This is a genomic window from Burkholderia sp. PU8-34 (assembly GCF_053427725.1).
Genome location: NZ_JBSAXC010000003.1, coordinates 108,534 through 127,094, shown reverse-complemented (window position 1 = coordinate 127,094; position 18,561 = coordinate 108,534). Strand labels below are relative to the sequence as shown.

15 protein-coding genes and 1 pseudogene are annotated in these 18,561 nt (G+C 65.8%); 5 read left to right on the top strand and 11 right to left on the bottom strand.

What is annotated here, in order from left to right:
* Nucleotides 1-13 precede the first annotated feature (13 nt).
* The 5 genes from iscR to ACV22Z_RS08840 all read right to left on the bottom strand — a co-directional run bounded on the left by iscR (nucleotide 14) and on the right by ACV22Z_RS08840 (nucleotide 3,792).
* The gene (gene iscR / locus ACV22Z_RS08860) at nucleotides 14-553 is read right to left on the bottom strand and encodes a Fe-S cluster assembly transcriptional regulator IscR (protein WP_448075943.1); all 540 of its coding nucleotides are present in this window, start codon (nucleotides 551-553) and stop codon (nucleotides 14-16) included.
* Nucleotides 554-675: 122 nt separating this feature from the next.
* The gene (locus ACV22Z_RS08855; protein ID WP_448076377.1) at nucleotides 676-1,158 is read right to left on the bottom strand and encodes a low molecular weight protein-tyrosine-phosphatase; all 483 of its coding nucleotides are present in this window, start codon (nucleotides 1,156-1,158) and stop codon (nucleotides 676-678) included.
* A gap of 101 nt (nucleotides 1,159-1,259) precedes the next feature.
* Nucleotides 1,260-1,487, bottom strand: a complete 228-nt coding sequence (locus ACV22Z_RS08850) for a hypothetical protein (protein ID WP_448075942.1) — start codon at nucleotides 1,485-1,487, stop codon at nucleotides 1,260-1,262.
* A 135-nt stretch (nucleotides 1,488-1,622) separates the two neighbouring features.
* Entirely contained in the window at nucleotides 1,623-3,035 is a 1,413-nt protein-coding gene (locus ACV22Z_RS08845) for a lactate utilization protein B (RefSeq protein WP_448075941.1), read from the bottom strand.
* Nucleotides 3,036-3,069: 34 nt separating this feature from the next.
* Nucleotides 3,070-3,792, bottom strand: a complete 723-nt coding sequence (locus tag ACV22Z_RS08840) for a (Fe-S)-binding protein (protein WP_448075940.1) — start codon at nucleotides 3,790-3,792, stop codon at nucleotides 3,070-3,072.
* Between the two features lie 179 nt (nucleotides 3,793-3,971).
* Between ACV22Z_RS08840 and ACV22Z_RS08835 the strand changes: the two genes are divergently transcribed.
* Complete coding sequence (locus ACV22Z_RS08835) at nucleotides 3,972-4,781, top strand: IclR family transcriptional regulator (RefSeq protein WP_448075939.1); 810 nt, start codon at nucleotides 3,972-3,974, stop codon at nucleotides 4,779-4,781.
* 101 nt (nucleotides 4,782-4,882) lie between these two features.
* On the opposite strand, the gene pbpG is transcribed toward ACV22Z_RS08835, so the two are convergent.
* Together pbpG and ACV22Z_RS08825 are read right to left on the bottom strand one after the other, a co-directional pair.
* Complete coding sequence (gene pbpG / locus ACV22Z_RS08830; protein ID WP_448075938.1) at nucleotides 4,883-6,025, bottom strand: D-alanyl-D-alanine endopeptidase; 1,143 nt, start codon at nucleotides 6,023-6,025, stop codon at nucleotides 4,883-4,885.
* 378 nt (nucleotides 6,026-6,403) lie between these two features.
* Nucleotides 6,404-6,655, bottom strand: coding sequence for a hypothetical protein (locus tag ACV22Z_RS08825; RefSeq protein ID WP_448075937.1), 252 nt, complete (start codon nucleotides 6,653-6,655; stop codon nucleotides 6,404-6,406).
* 24 nt (nucleotides 6,656-6,679) lie between these two features.
* Here ACV22Z_RS08825 and ACV22Z_RS08820 point away from each other — a divergent pair, with 24 nt between their 5' ends.
* Nucleotides 6,680-7,246 carry a phasin family protein gene (locus tag ACV22Z_RS08820; RefSeq protein WP_448075936.1) on the top strand — a complete coding sequence of 189 codons (567 nt, stop codon included), beginning with the start codon at nucleotides 6,680-6,682 and terminating at the stop codon, nucleotides 7,244-7,246.
* 280 nt (nucleotides 7,247-7,526) lie between these two features.
* Here the strand turns inward: ACV22Z_RS08820 and lpdA are convergent, their stop codons facing one another.
* The 4 genes and pseudogenes from lpdA to ACV22Z_RS08800 all read right to left on the bottom strand — a co-directional run.
* A complete protein-coding gene (lpdA, locus tag ACV22Z_RS08815) occupies nucleotides 7,527-9,290 on the bottom strand; it encodes a dihydrolipoyl dehydrogenase (protein WP_448075935.1) in 1,764 nt (587 codons plus the stop codon).
* 276 nt (nucleotides 9,291-9,566) lie between these two features.
* Complete coding sequence (gene aceF, locus ACV22Z_RS08810) at nucleotides 9,567-11,222, bottom strand: dihydrolipoyllysine-residue acetyltransferase (RefSeq protein WP_448075934.1); 1,656 nt, start codon at nucleotides 11,220-11,222, stop codon at nucleotides 9,567-9,569.
* Nucleotides 11,223-11,292: 70 nt separating this feature from the next.
* Entirely contained in the window at nucleotides 11,293-13,989 is a 2,697-nt protein-coding gene (aceE, locus tag ACV22Z_RS08805) for a pyruvate dehydrogenase (acetyl-transferring), homodimeric type (protein ID WP_448075933.1), read from the bottom strand.
* 136 nt (nucleotides 13,990-14,125) lie between these two features.
* Nucleotides 14,126-14,343, bottom strand: a pseudogene (locus tag ACV22Z_RS08800) (hypothetical protein); the annotation flags it as partial.
* Here ACV22Z_RS08800 and fixL point away from each other — a divergent pair.
* The 3 genes from fixL (at nucleotide 14,263) to folD (ending at nucleotide 18,532) form a co-directional block, all read left to right on the top strand.
* Nucleotides 14,263-16,779 (top strand): oxygen sensor histidine kinase FixL, encoded by a 2,517-nt coding sequence (fixL, locus tag ACV22Z_RS08795; RefSeq protein WP_448075932.1) that lies wholly within the window; start codon nucleotides 14,263-14,265, stop codon nucleotides 16,777-16,779. The pseudogene ACV22Z_RS08800 and the gene fixL sit on opposite strands and share 81 nt — an antisense overlap.
* Nucleotides 16,776-17,414 (top strand): oxygen response regulator transcription factor FixJ, encoded by a 639-nt coding sequence (fixJ, locus tag ACV22Z_RS08790; protein ID WP_448075931.1) that lies wholly within the window; start codon nucleotides 16,776-16,778, stop codon nucleotides 17,412-17,414. Before fixL ends, fixJ begins: the two co-directional genes overlap by 4 nt.
* Before the next feature lie 260 nt (nucleotides 17,415-17,674).
* On the top strand, nucleotides 17,675-18,532 hold the full coding sequence (folD, locus tag ACV22Z_RS08785; RefSeq protein WP_448075930.1) for a bifunctional methylenetetrahydrofolate dehydrogenase/methenyltetrahydrofolate cyclohydrolase FolD: 858 nt from the start codon (nucleotides 17,675-17,677) through the stop codon (nucleotides 18,530-18,532).
* Nucleotides 18,533-18,561 lie beyond the last annotated feature (29 nt).

The following is an 18,561-nucleotide window of genomic DNA, read 5'->3' as shown; positions in this document are numbered from 1 at the left end:
GCCGCGTCGGCGCTCACGAACTGGCGATGTTGAACACCGAATTCGGACCGAGCGGCATCGTGCGCATCGGCTCGGCCGGTGCGGCGACGGGCTCCGGCGCGCGCCGGTCGCGCAGCACCGCGGGCGCGCCTTCGCGCGTGCGCTGCTGATCGACGAGATCCTGCAGCGACACCGAATCGAGGTATTCGACCATCTTCTGATTGAGGGTTGCCCACAGCTCGTGCGTCATGCAGTGGCCGTCGGGCTGCTTCGAGCCGTCGCACGTGCCCTTGCCGCCGCATTGCGTGGCATCGAGCGGTTCGTCGACCGCGATGATGATGTCGGCAACGGTCACGTCCTGCGCGCGGCGCGCGAGGTTGTAGCCGCCGCCCGGGCCGCGCACGGATTCGACGATTTCATGTCTGCGCAGCTTGCCGAACAGCTGTTCGAGGTACGAGAGCGAAATCCGCTGGCGCTGGCTGATGCCTGCAAGCGTCACCGGGCCCTGCTCCTGGCGCAGTGCCAAGTCAATCATCGCCGTGACGGCGAAACGACCTTTCGTGGTGAGTCTCATGGTGTTAGGGGACCGCAATCTTGACGATTTTGGTCAAGTATAAAAATATTTGACGATTTTAGTCAAGTATCCCTGTCTTCAACAGGGTATTCGCAAAGCAATTAACAAATCCGCTTCGGAAGTCAGCGAGACACGCGCTCGCGCAGCGTATCCAGAAGGCCGCGGCAGGCGTCCTCGCACTGGTCGAGCACGCGCTCGAAGCCCTGAGCGCCGCCGAAATAAGGGTCGGCGACCTCGGTTTCCGGCACGCCCGGCGCGAACTCCATCAACAGCCGCACCTTGTCGCGGTGCTGCGACGGGCAGCGCCGGCGCAATTCGGCGAGATTGGCCTCGTCCATCGCGAGCAGCAGATCAAAGCGCTCGAAATCCGCTGCGCGCACCTGTCGCGCGCGCAGCGCCGACAGGTCGTAGCCGCGGGCGCTTGCGGCCGCCTGCGCCCGCGTGTCGGGCGGCTCGCCGACATGCCAGTCGCCGGTACCGGCCGAATCGACGTCGACGTGATCCGACAGCCCGGCGGCGTGCACCTGATGGCGCATCACGCCTTCTGCCGTGGGCGAGCGGCAGATGTTGCCGAGACAGACGAAACAGATCGCTACGCGGGTCATCGCACTACCGGAAAGCCGCGGCGGACCGCGCATGGAAAGAACGCGCCATTATATAAAGGCACGCGGATTCGCGCGGCCGCGCCGCGCGACGGCGAACTGCCTCAGAGCGCCTTCGGCGCGGCCAGTGCAACGTCGCCCGACGCCGCGGGCAGCGACTTCGCCGTCTCGCCGACGAGACCGAACGACACGGTGCGCGCCAGCTCGGCCGACGCCTGGTGCGCCGCGAGCGGGCCACGCGACGCGGCGCCGCCGACGGCATGCAGATACGCGGCAGCCGCGAGCGGCACGACGATCGCCAACGGCCAGTACATCGATATTGTCTTTCTCATGATGCGACCTCCTTGACCTGACGCCCCGAAACTCTCTTCCGGGGACTACAGGGTGAATTCTATAGATCGCACCTATCGGGATAAATACATGAATAGCGAACGCAGTGTTGCGGCCGGATGAACAGTCGCGCGCGCTCAGCCGAGGTGGCTGCGGGACGCCGCGTACAGCTCGCGGAACGTGCGCCCCGTCGGCACCGGCATGTCGCGCGTATCCATCCAGCCGCCCATCATCGGCAGGCGCCGCAGCATCCCGCCGTCGCCGCCGAGCCGCTCGAGGATGCGCACCGCGAGTTTCGTCGTCAGTGCGTACAGCGTCGGCCGGCGCGCGACGAACCCCCATACGGCGAGCCCCGCCCGCTCGCGCCACGGCCGCAGATGCCGCTCGACCTGCTTTTCGCGCAGTGTGCGCAACAGGTGCGACAACGGGATGCCGACCGGACACACGCTGTCACACTCGCCGCACAGCGTCGCCGCCTGCGGCAGGTCGAGCGCGCGGTCGAGCCCGACGTAGCTCGGCGTCAGCACCGAGCCCATCGGCCCCGGATAGACCCAGCCGTACGCGTGGCCGCCGACCTTCTGGTATACCGGGCAGTGGTTCATGCACGCGCCGCAGCGGATGCAGCGCAGCATCTCCTGGAACTCGCCGCCGATGAGGCCCGTGCGGCCGCCGTCGACGAGCACCACGTAGTTGTGCTCGGGGCCGTCCTCGTCGCCCGGCTGGCGGGGGCCCGTCAGCAGCGAGAAGTAGTTCGACGTTTTCTGGCCGGTTGCCGAGCGCGGCAGCAGGCGCATTGCGGTCGCGAGATCCTCGAGCGTCGGCAGCACCTTCTCGATGCCCGTCACCGCGACGTGCACGCGCGGCATCACCGTGCACATGCCCTCGTTGCCCTCGTTCGTCACGAGCACGACCGAGCCCGTCTCGGCGATCACGAAGTTGCCGCCCGTTACGCCCATGTCGGCCGACAGGAATTGCGGACGCAGCATCTCGCGCGCCTCGCGCGTCATGTCGGGAATCTCCGTCAGCCGCTCGCGGTGGTGGGTGCGCGCGAACAGGTCGGCAATCTCGTCCTTGTCCTTGTGCACGACGGGCGCGATGATGTGGCTCGGCGGCTCGTTGTCGTTGATCTGCAGGATGTATTCGCCGAGATCCGTCTCGATCGACTGTACGCCCATCTGGCCGAGCACCTCGTTCAGGCGCATTTCCTCGGACACCATCGACTTGGTCTTGATGACCTTCTTCACGTCGTGACGGCGCGCAATGTCGGCGACGAGCCGCGCGGCGTCGGCGGTCGTCTGCGCGTACAGCACCGTCGTGCCGCGCCGCACCGCCTCGAGCTCGAACGCCTCGAGCCAGACGTCGAGATTCTCGAGCGCGCGGTTGCGGCGTGCCTTCAGCGCCGCGCGCGTTGCCGGGAAGTCGATCTGCGCGATCGCGTCGGCGCGTGCCGACACGAACTTCGTCGACAGCTTCTTCAGGTTCTGCTGCAGGCGCTGGTCGGCGAGCTTCTGGCCGGCGCGCGCCTTGAAATGCATCGATTGGACTTGCATCGCGGTATCGGGGGAAAGTGAGCGGAACCGGGCGTCAGACGTCGCCCGCCAGCACCTGCGCGACGTGCAGCACGCGCGTGTCGCGGTCGCCCGTGCGGCGCAACCGCCCTTCGATGTTCAGCATGCAGCCGAGATCGCCGAGCACGACGGCGCCCGCACCCGACGCGCGCACGTTCGCGCACTTCTCGTCGGCGATCGCCGTCGAGATGTCGCCGTACTTGACCGCGAACGTGCCGCCGAAGCCGCAGCAGTGCTCGCAATCCTTCATCTCGGTGACCGCGACGCCGCGCTGCGCGAGCAGCGCGCGCGGCTGGGCCTTCACGCCCAGCTCGCGCAGCCCCGAGCACGCGTCGTGGTACGTGACCGGGCCCGCGAATTCGCCCGGCTCGAGCTTCACCTTCGCGACATTCACGAGGAAGTCGGTCAGCTCGTAGACCTTTTGCTGGAACCGGGAAAAACGCCCCATCAGTTCGGGGTCGTCGCGAAACAGGTCGCCATAGTGCGTGCGGATCATTCCACCGCACGAGCCCGACGGCGCGACGACATAGTCGAACTGCTCGAACTCGCGCAGCGTCTTCTCGGCGAGGTCGCGCGCAAGCGCGCGGTCGCCCGAGTTGTAGGCCGGCTGGCCGCAGCAGGTCTGTGCCGGCGGCACGATCACCTCGAAGCCGGCGCCCTGGATCAGCTTGAGCGCGGAAAAACCGATTTCGGGACGCATCAGATCGACCAGACAGGTCACGAACAAACCGACTCGCATACGCGCTCCTTCGAGAAAACGGCTCTCATTATCCGCCGTTTGCCCGGCAAGACCAACGCCGGACACGACGCGGCCCGCCCGGCGCGAAAACGAGGACTTCCTCGAACGCCGTTCGCTTTTTTCACGATACGAGATACAATCGCCACAATAGCGTTTGACGCATCAACCGATTCCCCGACATGACCAACCCGACCCCGGATTCCAAAACGTCGATCCAGGTGATCGAACGCATGATGCGGTTGCTCGACGCCCTTGCCGAGCACACCGACCCTGTCAGCCTGAAGGAGCTCGCGCAGCGCACGGAGTTGCACCCGTCGACTGCGCATCGCATCCTGAACGACATGGTGACCTGCCGCCTCGTCGATCGCTCCGACCCGGGCACATACCGGCTCGGCATGCGGCTGCTCGAGCTCGGCAACCTCGTGAAGGCGCGCCTGTCGGTGCGCGACGCGGCGCTGATGCCGATGCGCGAGCTGCACCGCCTGACCGGCCAGACGGTGAACCTGTCGGTGCGCCAGGGCGACGAGATCGTCTATATCGAGCGCGCGTACTCGGAGCGTTCCGGGATGCAGGTCGTGCGCGCGATCGGCGGCCGTGCGCCGCTGCACCTGACGTCGGTCGGCAAGCTGTTCCTCGCGGCGGACGAAACGGCGCGGGTGCGTGCGTATGCGACACGCACAGGGCTCGCGGGCCACACGCAGAACAGCATCACCGACATCGCGAAGCTCGAGCGCGAGCTGACGATCGTCCGGCAGCAATCGTGCGCGCGCGACAACGAGGAGCTCGAACTGGGGGTGCGCTGCATTGCCGCGGGCATCTACGACGACTCGGGTAAGCTCGTCGCGGGCCTGTCGCTGTCGGCGCCGGCCGATCGCCTGCAGGACGCATGGCTCGGGCAGTTGAGCCGCACCGCGCTGACCATCTCGGAATCGCTCGGCTACCGGCCCGAAAACGGGAAAGACGCGGAAGGCCTGCAGCGCCAGGCCTGAACGGCCGCTACGCGATCCGCCGAACGAAAAAAGCCCCGCAATCGCGGGGCTTTTTGCTGGCTTCGGTGCAGCGGCGTCGAAACGCCGCCGCGGAAGCACGATCAGGTACCGCCGTTCGGCGAATTGGATGCCGTCAGGCGTTCGCCGCCGCCGGCGTCGAGCCAATTTCGCAGCCGCGCCGCATCGGCGAAGCGCGAATACTTGCCGTACGAGTCCAGCAGCACGATCACCATCGGACGGCCATGGATCGTCGCCTGCATCACGAGGCACTCACCCGCCTCGTTGATGAAGCCGGTCTTCTGCAGGCCGATGTCCCACGAGCCGTTGCCGCGGATCAGCGCATTCGTGCTGTTGTAAGCCAGGTTCCGCTTGCCCGTGTTCACCTCGTAGCTGCGGTCGGTCGAGAACTTGCGGATCAACGGGTACTGGTACGCCGCGTTGACCATCTTCACGAGGTCGCGCGCGCTCGATACGTTCTGGCTCGACAGCCCGGTCGAATTCTCGAAGTGGGTGTCGGTCATGCCGAGCGCCTTCGCCTTTGCGTTCATCGCCGCGATGAAGGCCGGACGGCCGCCCGGGTAGTAGCGCGACAGCGCCGCCGCCGCGCGGTTCTCGGACGCCATCAGCGCGATGTGCAGCATGTCGTCGCGCGACAGCACCGAGCCGACCGACAGGCGCGAGCCCGTGCCCTTCTCGTAGTCGCGATCTTCGTCGGTGACTTCGATCTGGTCGGTCAGCGGCAGCTTCGAGTCGAGCACGACCATCGACGTCATCAGCTTCGTGATCGACGCGATCGGCACGACCGCGTGCGAATTCTTGTCGAACAGCGGCTCGCTGGTGTTCTGGTCGACGACATACGCGACGCTCGAGCGCAGCGCGAGCGCGTCCGGCGTGTCGTGCAGGCCGAATGCCTGGCCGACCGACGGCTGGCGCGGCTGGAACGCGACCCGGCGCAAGGCGCCGTGGTGGCCGCGCACGTGCCCGTTGGCGGTGAGCGTCGCGCGCTTGCGCGTCGCCTTCGCGCTCGGCGCGTCGGCGGTGGCGGACGCCGATTTCACCGACTTCTTCGCGGACGAAGCAGTCGCTTTCTTCTTGGCGGCTTGGTGAGTGGTCGCAGTGGCGGCAAAGGCATCAGCGGGCGCAACGGTGGCAGTGGCCGCCAGCAAGGCGACGGCGACCGACACCGCCGTGCCGAGCGTTATGCTCTGCAACATTCTGCGCGGTGAAAACGATTCGGCTTTCATTGGGGTCTGGACAAAGCGGCGGGAGTTTCCGCAAGTGTAGTTAAGGCTGAAAAAATAAGCAATATTAGGCACTTACCGATCGTCGTTAAACCGGAATGTAAGCGTCGACGAAAACACGATCGATCGACACCCCCGCTCCCATCGGAAAAATTCATGATGGGCGCACAGCCTCACAGTGCTCGCCTCGCGATGACCTCTCGGTTAATTGAGATAACGTCACTTTGAGGGCGTTTTAAAGCGGGGAAACTACGTATCCGGCGCTCGGCAGGCCAAGCGGCACGTGTGCAGGCAGCGGCGAGGCACATCGCCGCTGCGCGCATCGAAACGGCGCGCTTTTCGACAAGAACAAGAGCACAACGTTCCACCCCCCTGTCAGGTTTACCTGCGCGCGATCCTGGTGCGCCGCGCGTGCCCGCCGAGCGTGCGCACCATGTGGGAGACGGCGCCTGAAACCGTTTCCGAAACCGGCAGATAAGTCGTTGTTTTGTCGATAAATTGTCGGCATTGTGCGACGCACAAAAAATGCTTGACATCGGCTTCTTCTGCCCTAAAATAGCTTCCATTGCTGCGTTGCACAAAGCGCGCACAACCGAGGTTCCCCAGCGTAGTGCCCTTTATCCTTGCGATCATGCGATCGCTTTTCAGGAGCTTGACATGTCCTTGCTGACCCCCGAGCAAATCGCCGCCGCACAGAAAGCCAACCTCGAAAGCCTGTTCGGTCTGACGACCAAGGCATTCGAAGGCGTCGAAAAGCTGATCGAACTCAACCTGCAAGTCGTGAAGTCGTCGCTGGCTGAATCGCAGGAAAACGCACAGCGCCTGCTGTCGGTGAAGGACGCGCAGGAACTGATCGCGCTGCAGGCGAGCCTCACGCAGCCGGTCGCGGAAAAGGCGCTGGCATACGGCCGTCACCTGTATGAAATCGCGTCGGCTACGCAAGCCGAGTTCGCGAAGGTTGCCGAAGCGCAATTCGAAGAGCAGAACAACAAGATCCAGGCGCTCGTCGACAACGTCGCGAAGAACGCCCCGGCCGGTTCGGAAACGGCTGTCGCCGCGCTGAAGTCGGCGCTGAACGCCGCGAACACGACGTACGAAACGGTCCAGAAGGCTGCGAAGCAAGCCGTCGAGATCGCCGAGACGAACTTCAACGCCGCCGCCGCCGTCGCGACGAAGGCTGCCAGCGCAGCGGCTTCGCGCCGTGCGACCAAGCCGGCTGCGTAAGCCTGCTTAAAAGCGCTCCACGCGCTCAGGAAAAGCCGCGCTCAGCGCGGCTTTTCTTTTTCCGGGAGGTGGCCGATACGACTGCGGGGGCTTGCCGGACTGTCAGCCCGGCTGATCCGGCCCTCTCGCATTCGATCCGCAAGCGGCTGCCCCCGCCGGCGCGATCCGAGTGGCGGGGGCAGCGTGCAGTCCGCACCCGCGTAAAAAAGCGGCGCTTCCCCACTTCGGGGAAGCGCCGCTTTTGCATGGCCGGCGCGCGGCGCCGGCATGGCTGCGCGTGTTACTTCTTGCGCTGCGGCGGCAGGTCCGTGCAGACGCCTTCGTACAGCTCGGCGGCCATCCCGACCGATTCGCCGAGCGTCGGGTGCGGATGGATCGTCTTGCCGATGTCTTCCGCGTCCGCGCCCATCTCGACGGCCAGGCACACTTCGCTGATCAGGTCGCCCGCGTTCAGGCCGACGATGCCGCCGCCGATCACGCGATGGGTTTCCTCGTCGAAGATCAGTTTCGTGAAGCCTTCGTCGCGGCCGTTCGCGATCGCGCGGCCCGATGCGGCCCACGGGAACACCGCCTTGCCGTACTTGATGCCTTCGGCCTTGCACTGCTCTTCGGTCTTGCCGGCCCACGCGACTTCCGGATCAGTGTAGGCCACCGACGGAATCTGCAGCGCGTCGAAGTAGGCCTTCTCGCCGTGCGCCGCTTCCGCCGCGACGTGGCCTTCGTGCACGGCCTTGTGCGCGAGCATCGGCTGGCCGACGATATCGCCGATCGCGAAGATGTGCGGGACGTTCGTGCGCATCTGCTTGTCGACGTCGATGAAGCCGCGATCCGTCACCGCAACGCCTGCCTTGTCCGCGCCGATCTTCTTGCCGTTCGGGCTGCGGCCGACTGCGACCAGCACGAGGTCGTAGCGCTGCGGCTCCGCCGGTGCCTTCTCGCCCTCGAACGTCACGTAGATGCCGTCTTCCTTCGCTTCCGCGCCGACCGTCTTGGTCTTCAGCATCACGTTGCCGAAGCGCTTCGCGTTGTACTTTTCCCAGACCTTGACGAGGTCGCGGTCCGCGCCGTTCATCAGCACGTCGAGCATTTCGACGACGTCGATCTCGGCGCCGAGCGTCGCGTAGACGGTCGCCATTTCGAGGCCGATGATGCCGCCGCCGATCACGAGCATCCGCTTCGGCTGCTGGCGTAGTTCCAGCGCGCCGGTCGAATCGACGATGCGCGGGTCGTCCGGCAGGAACGGCAGCTTCACCGATTGCGAGCCCGCGGCGATGATCGCCTGCTTGAACCTGACGACCTTCTTGCCGCCTTCGCCCTGCACTTCCATGTGATACGGATCGACGAACGTGCCGACGCCCGTCACGACTTCGACCTTGCGCGCCTTCGCCATGCCGGCGAGGCCCGTAGTCAGCTTCTTGACGACGCCGGACTTGAAGTCGCGCAGCTTGTCGAGGTTGACTTCGGGCTTGCCGAACGTGATGCCGTGCGCGGCGAGCGCTTCGGCCTCTTCGACGACAAGCGCCGTATGCAGCAGCGCCTTCGACGGAATGCAGCCGACGTTCAGGCAGACGCCGCCGAGCGTCGGGTAGCGCTCGACCAGCACAGTCTTCATGCCGAGATCGGCTGCGCGGAACGCGGCCGAGTAGCCGCCGGGGCCGGCGCCGAGCACGAGCATGTCGCACTCGATGTCGGCGGCGCCGCTGTAGCTGCCGGCTTGCGGCGCCGGAGCCGGTGCGGCTGCAGGCGCGGCGGCCGGTGCTGCGGGCTTGGCCGGTTCGGCGGCCTTTGCGGGTGCGGCGGCACCCGCCGATGCCTCGACGAGTGCGATCACGGTGCCTTGCGAGACCTTGTCGCCGGCCTTGACCTTGATTTCCTTGACCGTGCCGGCGACGTCGCTCGGCACTTCCATGGATGCCTTGTCCGATTCGAGCGTGATGAGCGTCTGCTCTTTTTCGATCACGTCGCCCGGCTGGACGTTGACTTCGATGACATCGACGCCGCTGAAATCGCCGATATCCGGAACCTTGACTTCGATGAGACTCATGTACTGTCCCCTTCTTGTTTAGCTGCTGACAGACGGAGGGAGACCCGCGAGTTGAACGAGACTACGGCTTGACTGGAGAACGGGGACATGGGCAGGACCACCTTTGCCGTCCGCCCAAGGACGCGCCTTTCTTTTGGTTACTTTTCTTTGGAAGACAAAGAAAAGTGACCGCCGCCCCGCGCAGGGGCGACGCCAATCGACCGTTAGCAAAACAGGTTCAACGACAGGGCGGGATGACCGACAAAAAATCCACGCCCCCGCGAGACTCCCTGCTCATCAAAGAATCACACGACGGAAGTCGCCGAGAATCGCGCCGAGATACGCATTGAACCGCGCGGCTTCCGCGCCGTCGATCACGCGATGGTCATACGACAGCGACAGCGGCAGCGTGAGGCGCGGCACGAACTGCTTGCCGTCCCACACCGGCTTCATCTGGCCGCGCGACAGGCCGAGGATCGCGACTTCCGGCGCATTGATGATCGGCGTGAAGTTCGTGCCACCGATCCCGCCGAGCGACGAGATCGAGAAGCAGCCGCCCTGCATCTGGTCCGGCTTCAGCTTGCCGTCGCGCGCGGCCTTCGACAGCTCGCTCATTTCCTTCGCGATGTCGACGAGCCCCTTCTTGTCCGCATCGCGGATCACCGGCACGACGAGGCCGTTCGGCGTGTCGGCGGCAAAACCGATGTGGTAGTACTGCTTGAACACGAGGTTGTCGCCGTCGAGGCTCGCGTTGAAGGTCGGGAACTTCTTCAGCGCCGACACGACCGCCTTGATCACGAACGCGAGCATCGTGAACTTCACGCCCGCCTTTTCGTGCTCCTTGTTCAGCTGCACGCGCAGCGCCTCGAGATCGGTGATGTCCGCTTCGTCGTTGTTCGTGACGTGCGGGATCATCACCCAGTTGCGATGCAGGTTCGCGCCCGAGATCTTCTTGATCCGCGACAGCGGCTTCGCCTCGAACGGGCCGAACTTCGCGAAATCGACCTTCGGCCACGGCAGCAGGTTCAGCTCGCCGCCGCCTGCCGGCGCGGCTGCTGCGACCGGTGCCGCACGCTGGCCCGTCATCACGCCCTTCACGAAGTTCGTGACGTCTTCCTTCGTGATGCGGCCCTTCGGGCCGCTGCCGCCAACGCGCGCGACGTCGACGCCGAGTTCGCGCGCGAACTTGCGCACGGACGGCGATGCGTGGCTTGCGCGGTATTCGCCGGCCGGTGCCGGTGCGGGTGCGGGTGCGGCAGCCGGAGCCGGTGCAGCCTGCGGCGCGGGCGCCGCGGCGGCCGGGGCCGGAGCGGCAGCGGGCGCCGGTGCGCTTGCCTGCGGCGCGGCGGCGGCAGATGCGCCGGCGGCCTCGAGCAGCACGATCAGCGTCCCTTCGGACACTGCGTCACCGACCTTCACCTTGATTTCCTTCACGACGCCGGCGGCCGGGCTCGGCACGTCCATCGTCGCCTTGTCCGACTCGAGCGTGACGAGCGACTGTTCCTTCTCGACCGTGTCGCCGACCTTCACGCCGATCTCGATCACCGGCACGTCCTTGTAGTCGCCGATGTCCGGCACCTTCACTTCGAGCGTGCCGCCTGCTGCTGCCGATGCTGCCGGTGCTGCCGCCGGCGCCGCTGCGGGCACTGCAGCCGCCGGTGCGACGACTGGCGCTGCGGCCGGCGCGGCCGCGCCGTTCGGCTGCGCCGCGGCGCCGCCTTCGAGCAGGATGATCAGCGAGCCTTCCGACACCGAATCGCCGACCTTGACCTTCACTTCCTTGACCGTGCCGCCCGACGGGCTCGGCACGTCCATCGTCGCCTTGTCCGATTCGAGCGTGACGAGCGACTGCTCGGGCTCGACCGTGTCGCCCGCCTTCACGAGCACTTCGATGACGGGCACGTCCTTGTAATCGCCGATATCCGGCACCTTCACTTCGATCGCTTGACTCATCTTTTTGTGTCTCCAGAGCCGCGCGCGCCCCTCCCGGAAGCGGCGCGCGGCATCACACGGCGCGTGTGCGTTAAACCGTCATCGGGTTGGGCTTGGACGGATCGAGGTTGTACTTCGCGATCGCGTCGGCGACGACCTTGCGGTCGATCGTGCCTTCGTCCGCGAGCGCATTGAGCGCCGTGACCGTGACCCAGTAGCGGTCCACCTCGAAGAAGTGACGCAGGTTCGCGCGGGTGTCCGAGCGGCCGTAGCCGTCGGTACCCAGCACGACGAAGCGGCGATCGATCTGGCCGCGGATCTGGTCGACCAGCGCACGGACGTAGTCGGTCGATGCGATGACCGGGCCCTGCGTGTCCTTCAGGCACTTCTGCACGTGCGACAGGCGACGCTCGTCGGTCGGATGGAGCAGGTTCCAGCGCTCGACTTCATGGCCTTCGCGCGCGAGCTCGGTGAAGCTCGGCACGCTCCACAGGTCGGCGGCGACGCCCCAGTCTTTCTCCAGCAGGTCGGCGGCGGCGATCACTTCGTTGAAGATCGTGCCCGCGCCGAGCAGCTGCACGCGCGGCGCCTTCTTGCTCGCGTCGGCCTTCTTGAACGCGTACATGCCCTTGATGATGTCGGCCGCCACGTGCTCGCCCTGCGGGATCGCCGGGTGCTCGTAGTTCTCGTTCATCACCGTGACGTAGTAGTACACGTCTTCCTGGTCCTGCACCATGCGGCGCAGGCCGTCCTGGATGATCACCGCGAGTTCGTAGCCGAACGTCGGGTCGTAGCTCACGCAGTTCGGCACCGATGCCGCCCACAGGAGCGAGTGGCCGTCCTCGTGCTGCAGGCCTTCGCCGTTCAGCGTCGTGCGGCCCGCGGTGCCGCCCAGCAGGAAGCCGCGCGAGCGCATGTCGCCCGCTGCCCATGCCAGATCGCCGATCCGCTGGAAGCCGAACATCGAGTAGAAGATGTAGAACGGCACCATGATCTCGCCGTGCGTCGAATACGACGTCGCCGCCGCGATCCAGTCGCACATGCCGCCCGCTTCGTTGATGCCTTCCTGCAGGATCTGGCCGGTTTCCGATTCCTTGTAGAACATCAGCTGGTCGGAATCTTCCGGCACGTACTTCTGGCCTTCCTGGTTCCAGATGCCGATCTGGCGGAACAGGCCTTCCATGCCGAACGTGCGCGATTCGTCCGGGACGATCGGCACGACGCGCTTGCCGAGCGCCTTGTCCTTCAGCAGGATGTTCAGGATCCGCACGAACGCCATCGTCGTCGAGATCTCGCGGCCTTCGCCCGTGCCCTTCAGCAGCGGCTCGAACGCGTCGAGCGCCGGCACCGGCAGCGACGTCGCCTTCTCGCGGCGCTGCGGCAGGTAGCCGCCGAGGTCCATGCGCTGCTTGCGCATGTATTCCAGTTCCTTCGAACCTTCCTCGAACGTCAGATACGGCACGTCGGCGATCTGCTCGTCGGTGATCGGCAGGCGGAATTGATCACGGAACTTCTTCAGTTGCTCGACCGGCAGCTTCTTCTGCTGGTGCGTGATGTTCATCGCCTGGCCCGACTCGCCCATCCCGTAGCCCTTGATGGTCTTCGCGAGGATGACGGTCGGCGCGCCCTTCGTGTTGCTGGCCTCGTGGAACGCCGCGTAGATCTTGTGCGGATCGTGGCCGCCGCGGTTCAGTGCCCAGATGTCGTCGTCGGACCAGTCGGCGACGAGCGCCTTCAGTTCCGGCGAGTTGAAGAAGTGCTCACGGACGAACGCGCCCGATTCCGACTTGTACGTCTGGTACTCGCCGTCGACCACTTCCATCATGCGGCGCATCAGCACGCCCGACTTGTCGCGCGCGAACAGCGCATCCCAGCGGCTGCCCCAGATCACCTTGATCACGTTCCAGCCCGCGCCGCGGAATTCCGATTCCAGTTCCTGGATGATCTTGCCGTTGCCGCGCACCGGGCCATCGAGACGCTGCAGGTTGCAGTTGATCACGAACACGAGGTTGTCGAGCTTCTCGCGGCTCGCCATGCCGATCGCGCCGAGCGATTCCGGCTCGTCCGTCTCGCCGTCGCCGAGGAACGCCCAGACCTTGCGGCCCTGCGTCTTCGCGATGCCGCGTGCTTCGATGTACTTCATGAAGCGGGCCTGGTAGATCGCCATGATCGGGCCGAGACCCATCGACACGGTCGGGAACTGCCAGAAGTCCGGCATCAGCCACGGGTGCGGATACGACGAGATGCCGTTGCCGCCGACTTCCTGACGGAAGTTGTCGAGCTGCTCTTCCTTCAGGCGGCCGAGCAGGAACGCGCGCGAGTAAACGCCCGGCGACGAGTGTCCCTGCACGAACACGAGATCGCCGCCGTGGTTCTCGGACGGCGCATGCCAGAAGTGGTTGTAGCCGACGTCGTACAGCGTCGCGGCCGATGCGAACGACGCGATGTGGCCGCCGACGTTCGTATCCTTGCCCGCGCGCAGCACCATCGCAAGTGCGTTCCAGCGCGTGTACGAGCGGATCTTGTGCTCGATTTCCTGGTCGCCGGGGATCTTCGCCTGGGCGTCGACCGGAATCGTGTTGATGTACGGGGTGTTCGCGGAGAACGGCAGATGCTCGCCGCGCACGCGCGCGAATTCGATCTGCTTTTCGATCAGGTAGTGCGCCCGGCCCGTGCCGACGGAGGAGATCACGCCGTCGAGCGCCTCGAGCCATTCAACGGTTTCTTGCGGATCGTCGTCACGCTCGGCGGCGACATACTTCATCACTTCGTTAGGTACAGCGGACATTCTCGTCTCCTGGTCCGGAAATGTGAGGATCGCTCTTCATGCAGACGACGCGGCGCGACCGGCTGCGGGCAAGCTCCAGCGGATTGTAATGATCGCGTACCGCCACGCGCAACAGAATTTTCGAATTATGAGATCTTTTCTCGCAATGCGGAATATTGCTGCGCCGCACCCTTGTTTCGGGGCGCCAGGGCGCGTCACCGCGCGGTAAATTCGTTTCCGTTCAACATATCCGGTATAGGTTTTCCATCAATTGCGCTGCGCTACAATCCTGCCATGTTGACCGATCGGCTTTTCGCACGCTCGGCGCGACCGTCGGGCCCGCCGGCGGAGTCGCAGCCGTCCCGTTGGCACCACGGACCGTGGTGGTCCAATTCCTATTTGCTGACGCCCCTGCTGTCGATCCTGGTGTTCCTCGTGGTGATGAGCCTCATCCTATGGAGCCTCAACCGCCGCGAGCAGCAGCAGCAGGAAGACACGCTGTTCCGCAACGTCGCATGGGCGCAGCAGCAGATCCGCCTGTCGATGACGGGCGCGCAGGAGCAGCTGCAGGCCCTCTCCCGTGACCTGGCGTCCGGCCGCCTCGACCAGAACGCGTTCCAGATGGCGGTCGCGGACGTGATGCAGACGCATCCGGAGATCCTCTACCTGAACTGGTACACGGCGCCCGGCACGCAGCGCTGGCCGACCGTGCATCCGCCGCTGCTCGGCCAGCGGCTCGCGAAGCCGAACGATGCGCAGATGCAGGACGCAGTGCGCGGCGCGTACGACGACGCGCGCAACTCGCGCCGCCAGGCCTACTCGCCGCTGACCTACGACGACTTCGGCAACGGCTACATCACGCTGCAGACGCCCGTGATGCGCGGCGACCGCGAATACCTCGGGTCGATCGCCGCCGTGTTCTCGGTCGAAGGCATCCTGAAGCACGACATCCCGTCCGAGCTGTCGTCGAAATACAAGATCTCGATCACCGACGCGAACAACCGCGAACTGTCGTCGACGTCGTCGCGCCCGCGCCTGCCGCGCGACTCGCACTACGACCTGCCGCTCGACCCGCCCGGCCAGGGCCTGACCGTGCGCGTCTACGCGTTCCCGCAGCTCACGAACCTGACCAACAATACGCTCGTCTGGCTCGTCGCGGGGCTGTCCTGCTTCGTGCTGTGGAGCCTCTGGAGCCTGTGGAAGCACACGCGCCAGCGCTTCGAGGCGCAGCAGGCGCTGTACGCGGAAGCATTCTTCCGCCGCGCGATGGAGAACTCGGTGCTGATCGGCATGCGCGTGCTCGACATGCACGGCCGCATCACGCACGTGAACCCGGCGTTCTGCCGGATGACCGGCTGGGACGAGAGCGACCTCGTCGGCAAGGTCGCGCCGTTCCCGTACTGGCCGCGCGACGCATATCCGGAAATGCAGCGGCAGCTCGACATGACGCTGCGCGGCAAGGCGCCGAGCTCGGGCTTCGAGCTGCGCGTGCGGCGCAAGAACGGCACGCTGTTCCATGCGCGCCTCTACGTGTCGCCGCTGATCGACAGCTCGGGCCGCCAGACCGGCTGGATGTCGTCGATGACCGACATCACCGAGCCGAAGCGCGCGCGCGAGGAACTCGCCGCCGCGCACGAACGCTTCACGACGGTGCTGGAAAGCCTGGACGCGGCAGTGTCGGTGCTCGCGGCCGACGAAGCCGAGCTGCTGTTCGCGAACCGCTACTACCGCCACCTGTTCGGGATCCGCCCGGACGGCCACCTCGAGCTGTCCGGCGGCGGCTTCGACCGTGCGCAGGCGTCGTCCGACTCGATCGACATGGTCGACACGTTCGCGGGCCTGCCCGCTGCCGCGCTGACGAGCAGCACCGCGGACGCGCAGGAAGTCTATGTCGAGAGCATCCAGAAGTGGTTCGAGGTGCGCCGCCAGTACATCCAGTGGGTCGACGGCCACCTCGCGCAGATGCAGATCGCGACCGACATCACGACCCGCAAGAGGGCACAGGAACTCGCGCACCAGCAGGAAGAGAAGCTGCAGTTCACGAGCCGATTGATGACGATGGGCGAAATGGCGTCGTCGATTGCGCACGAATTGAACCAGCCGCTCGCGGCGATCAACAACTACTGCTCGGGCACGCTCGCGCTCGTGAAGAGCGGCCGCGCAACCAACGAAACGCTCGCGCCCGCGCTCGAGAAGACCGCGCAACAGGCGCTGCGCGCGGGGATGATCGTCAAGCGGATCCGCGAATTCGTGAAGCGCAGCGAGCCGAAGCGCCAGCCGGCGCGCGTCGCCGACATCGTCGCCGATGCGGTCGGACTCGCCGAAATCGAGGCCAGGAAGCGCAGGATCCGGATCGTCACGGAAATCCTCGCAAGAATGCCTATTATTTATGTCGACCCCGTGCTCATCGAGCAGGTGCTCGTGAACCTGATGAAGAACGCCGCCGAAGCGATGGCGGACGTGAAGCCGGCGTCGGCGGACGGCGTGATTCGCGTCGTCGCCGACATCGAGGCGGGTTTCGTCGACATCCGTGTGATCGATCAGGGCCCGGGCGTCGACGAAGCGACCGCCGAGCGCCTGTTCGAGCCGTTCTACAGCACCAAGTCCGACGGCATGGGCATGGGGCTGAACATCTGCCGCTCGATCATCGAATCGCATCGCGGGCGTCTGTGGGTGGTGAACAACGTCGAGCCGGATGGCCGCATCTCCGGCGCGACGTTCCACTGCAGTCTGCCCATTGGGGAACCCGCTGATCTCGGCCAAGGGGGGTCCGGGATTTCGGCATCACATACCGTTACGGGAGAACTATGAATAGCCCTGTCACCACCACTCAGGAAACCGTCTTCGTCGTCGACGACGACGAGGCCGTACGGGACTCGCTGCGCTGGCTGCTGGAGGCGAACGGCTATCGCGTGCAATGTTTCTCGAGCGCCGAGCAGTTCCTCGATGCGTATCAGCCGGGCCAGCAGGCCGGCCAGATCGCGTGCCTGATCCTCGACGTGCGGATGTCCGGGATGAGCGGCCTCGAACTGCAGGAGCGCCTGATCGCCGACAACGCCGCGCTGCCGATCATCTTCGTGACCGGCCACGGTGACGTGCCGATGGCCGTGTCGACGATGAAAAAGGGTGCGATGGACTTTATCGAGAAGCCGTTCGACGAGGCGGAACTGCGCAAGCTCGTCGAGCGGATGCTCGACAAGGCCCGAAGCGAAAGCAAGAGCGTCCAGGAACAGCGTGCCGCGAGCGAGCGCCTGTCGAAGCTGACCGCCCGCGAGCAGCAGGTGCTCGAGCGGATCATCGCGGGCCGCCTGAACAAGCAGATCGCCGACGATCTCGGCATCAGCATCAAGACGGTCGAAGCGCACCGCGCGAACATCATGGAAAAGCTCAACGTCAACACGGTGGCCGACCTGCTGCGCCTCGCGCTGTCGAAGAAGCAGGCGTAAGTGCCTGCACGGCCCGGCGCCTGCCGGGCCTGCTCCGCGCCGCGCGACGCGACACGTGCGCGCGGCGGCGCCCTCGCTTTCAAGCGGCTGGCGCGTCGGCGGTTCGTTCCGGCACCTGCGCCGCGGCGTCTCGCCGATGACGCATCCCACGCATTCGCTGTCGGACGATGGCAGGCGGACGGTATAATTCCGTGCTTTGCTGCGGCGCAACCCGATGCGCCGCACGCCCGCATTCCAACTTCCCGGCAGAACCCACCACCATGACAGCCCTCCTCATCGACGGCAACGCCCTTTCGAAGACCTTGCGCGCCCAGGCCGCCGAACGCGCCGCCGCATTGACCGCACGCGGCCACCAGCCCGGCCTCGCGGTGATCCTCGTCGGCGACAATCCGGCCAGCGAAGTCTACGTGCGCAACAAGATCAAGGCGTGCGAGGACAACGGCTTCTTCTCGCTGAAGGACCGCTACCCGGCGTCGCTGTCCGAGGCGGACCTGCTCGCGCGCATCGACGAACTGAACCGCGACCCGCAGATCCACGGGATCCTCGTCCAGCTGCCGCTGCCGAAGCACATCGACAGCCACAAGGTGCTCGAGGCGATCGCGCCGGAGAAGGACGTCGACGGCTTCCACGTCGCGAATGCGGGCGCGCTGATGACCGGCAAGCCGCTGTTCCGCCCGTGCACGCCGTACGGCGTGATGAAGATGTTCGAAGCGCACGACATCCCGCTGCAAGGCGCGAACGCAGTCGTGATCGGCCGCTCGAACATCGTCGGCAAGCCGATGGCGATGCTGCTGCTCGAAGCGGGCGCGACCGTGACGATCTGCCACAGCAAGACGCGCGACCTCGCCGCGCACACGCGGCAGGCCGACATCGTCGTCGCCGCGGTCGGCAAGCGCAACATCCTGACCGCCGACATGGTGAAGCCGGGCGCGACCGTGATCGACGTCGGCATGAACCGCGACGACGCCGGCAAGCTGTGCGGCGACGTCGATTTCGCGGGCGTGAAGGAAGTCGCCGGCCACATCACGCCGGTGCCGGGCGGCGTCGGCCCGATGACCATCACGATGCTGCTGATCAACACGATCGAAGCCGCCGAGCGCGCCGCCGCAGCCGCCTGACCCCCGCTGTCTGCCGGCGCGTGCCAGCG

Coding starts and splice junctions, on each gene's coding strand:
- iscR (WP_448075943.1), bottom strand. CDS start 553: ATGAGACTCACCACGAAAGGTCGTTTCGCCGTCACGGCGATGATTGAC.
- ACV22Z_RS08855 (WP_448076377.1), bottom strand. CDS start 1,158: ATGACCCGCGTAGCGATCTGTTTCGTCTGTCTCGGCAACATCTGCCGC.
- ACV22Z_RS08850 (WP_448075942.1), bottom strand. CDS start 1,487: ATGAGAAAGACAATATCGATGTACTGGCCGTTGGCGATCGTCGTGCCG.
- ACV22Z_RS08845 (WP_448075941.1), bottom strand. CDS start 3,035: ATGCAAGTCCAATCGATGCATTTCAAGGCGCGCGCCGGCCAGAAGCTC.
- ACV22Z_RS08840 (WP_448075940.1), bottom strand. CDS start 3,792: ATGCGAGTCGGTTTGTTCGTGACCTGTCTGGTCGATCTGATGCGTCCC.
- ACV22Z_RS08835 (WP_448075939.1), top strand. CDS start 3,972: ATGACCAACCCGACCCCGGATTCCAAAACGTCGATCCAGGTGATCGAA.
- pbpG (WP_448075938.1), bottom strand. CDS start 6,025: ATGAAAGCCGAATCGTTTTCACCGCGCAGAATGTTGCAGAGCATAACG.
- ACV22Z_RS08825 (WP_448075937.1), bottom strand. CDS start 6,655: ATGATCGCAAGGATAAAGGGCACTACGCTGGGGAACCTCGGTTGTGCG.
- ACV22Z_RS08820 (WP_448075936.1), top strand. CDS start 6,680: ATGTCCTTGCTGACCCCCGAGCAAATCGCCGCCGCACAGAAAGCCAAC.
- lpdA (WP_448075935.1), bottom strand. CDS start 9,290: ATGAGTCTCATCGAAGTCAAGGTTCCGGATATCGGCGATTTCAGCGGC.
- aceF (WP_448075934.1), bottom strand. CDS start 11,222: ATGAGTCAAGCGATCGAAGTGAAGGTGCCGGATATCGGCGATTACAAG.
- aceE (WP_448075933.1), bottom strand. CDS start 13,989: ATGTCCGCTGTACCTAACGAAGTGATGAAGTATGTCGCCGCCGAGCGT.
- fixL (WP_448075932.1), top strand. CDS start 14,263: ATGTTGACCGATCGGCTTTTCGCACGCTCGGCGCGACCGTCGGGCCCG.
- fixJ (WP_448075931.1), top strand. CDS start 16,776: ATGAATAGCCCTGTCACCACCACTCAGGAAACCGTCTTCGTCGTCGAC.
- folD (WP_448075930.1), top strand. CDS start 17,675: ATGACAGCCCTCCTCATCGACGGCAACGCCCTTTCGAAGACCTTGCGC.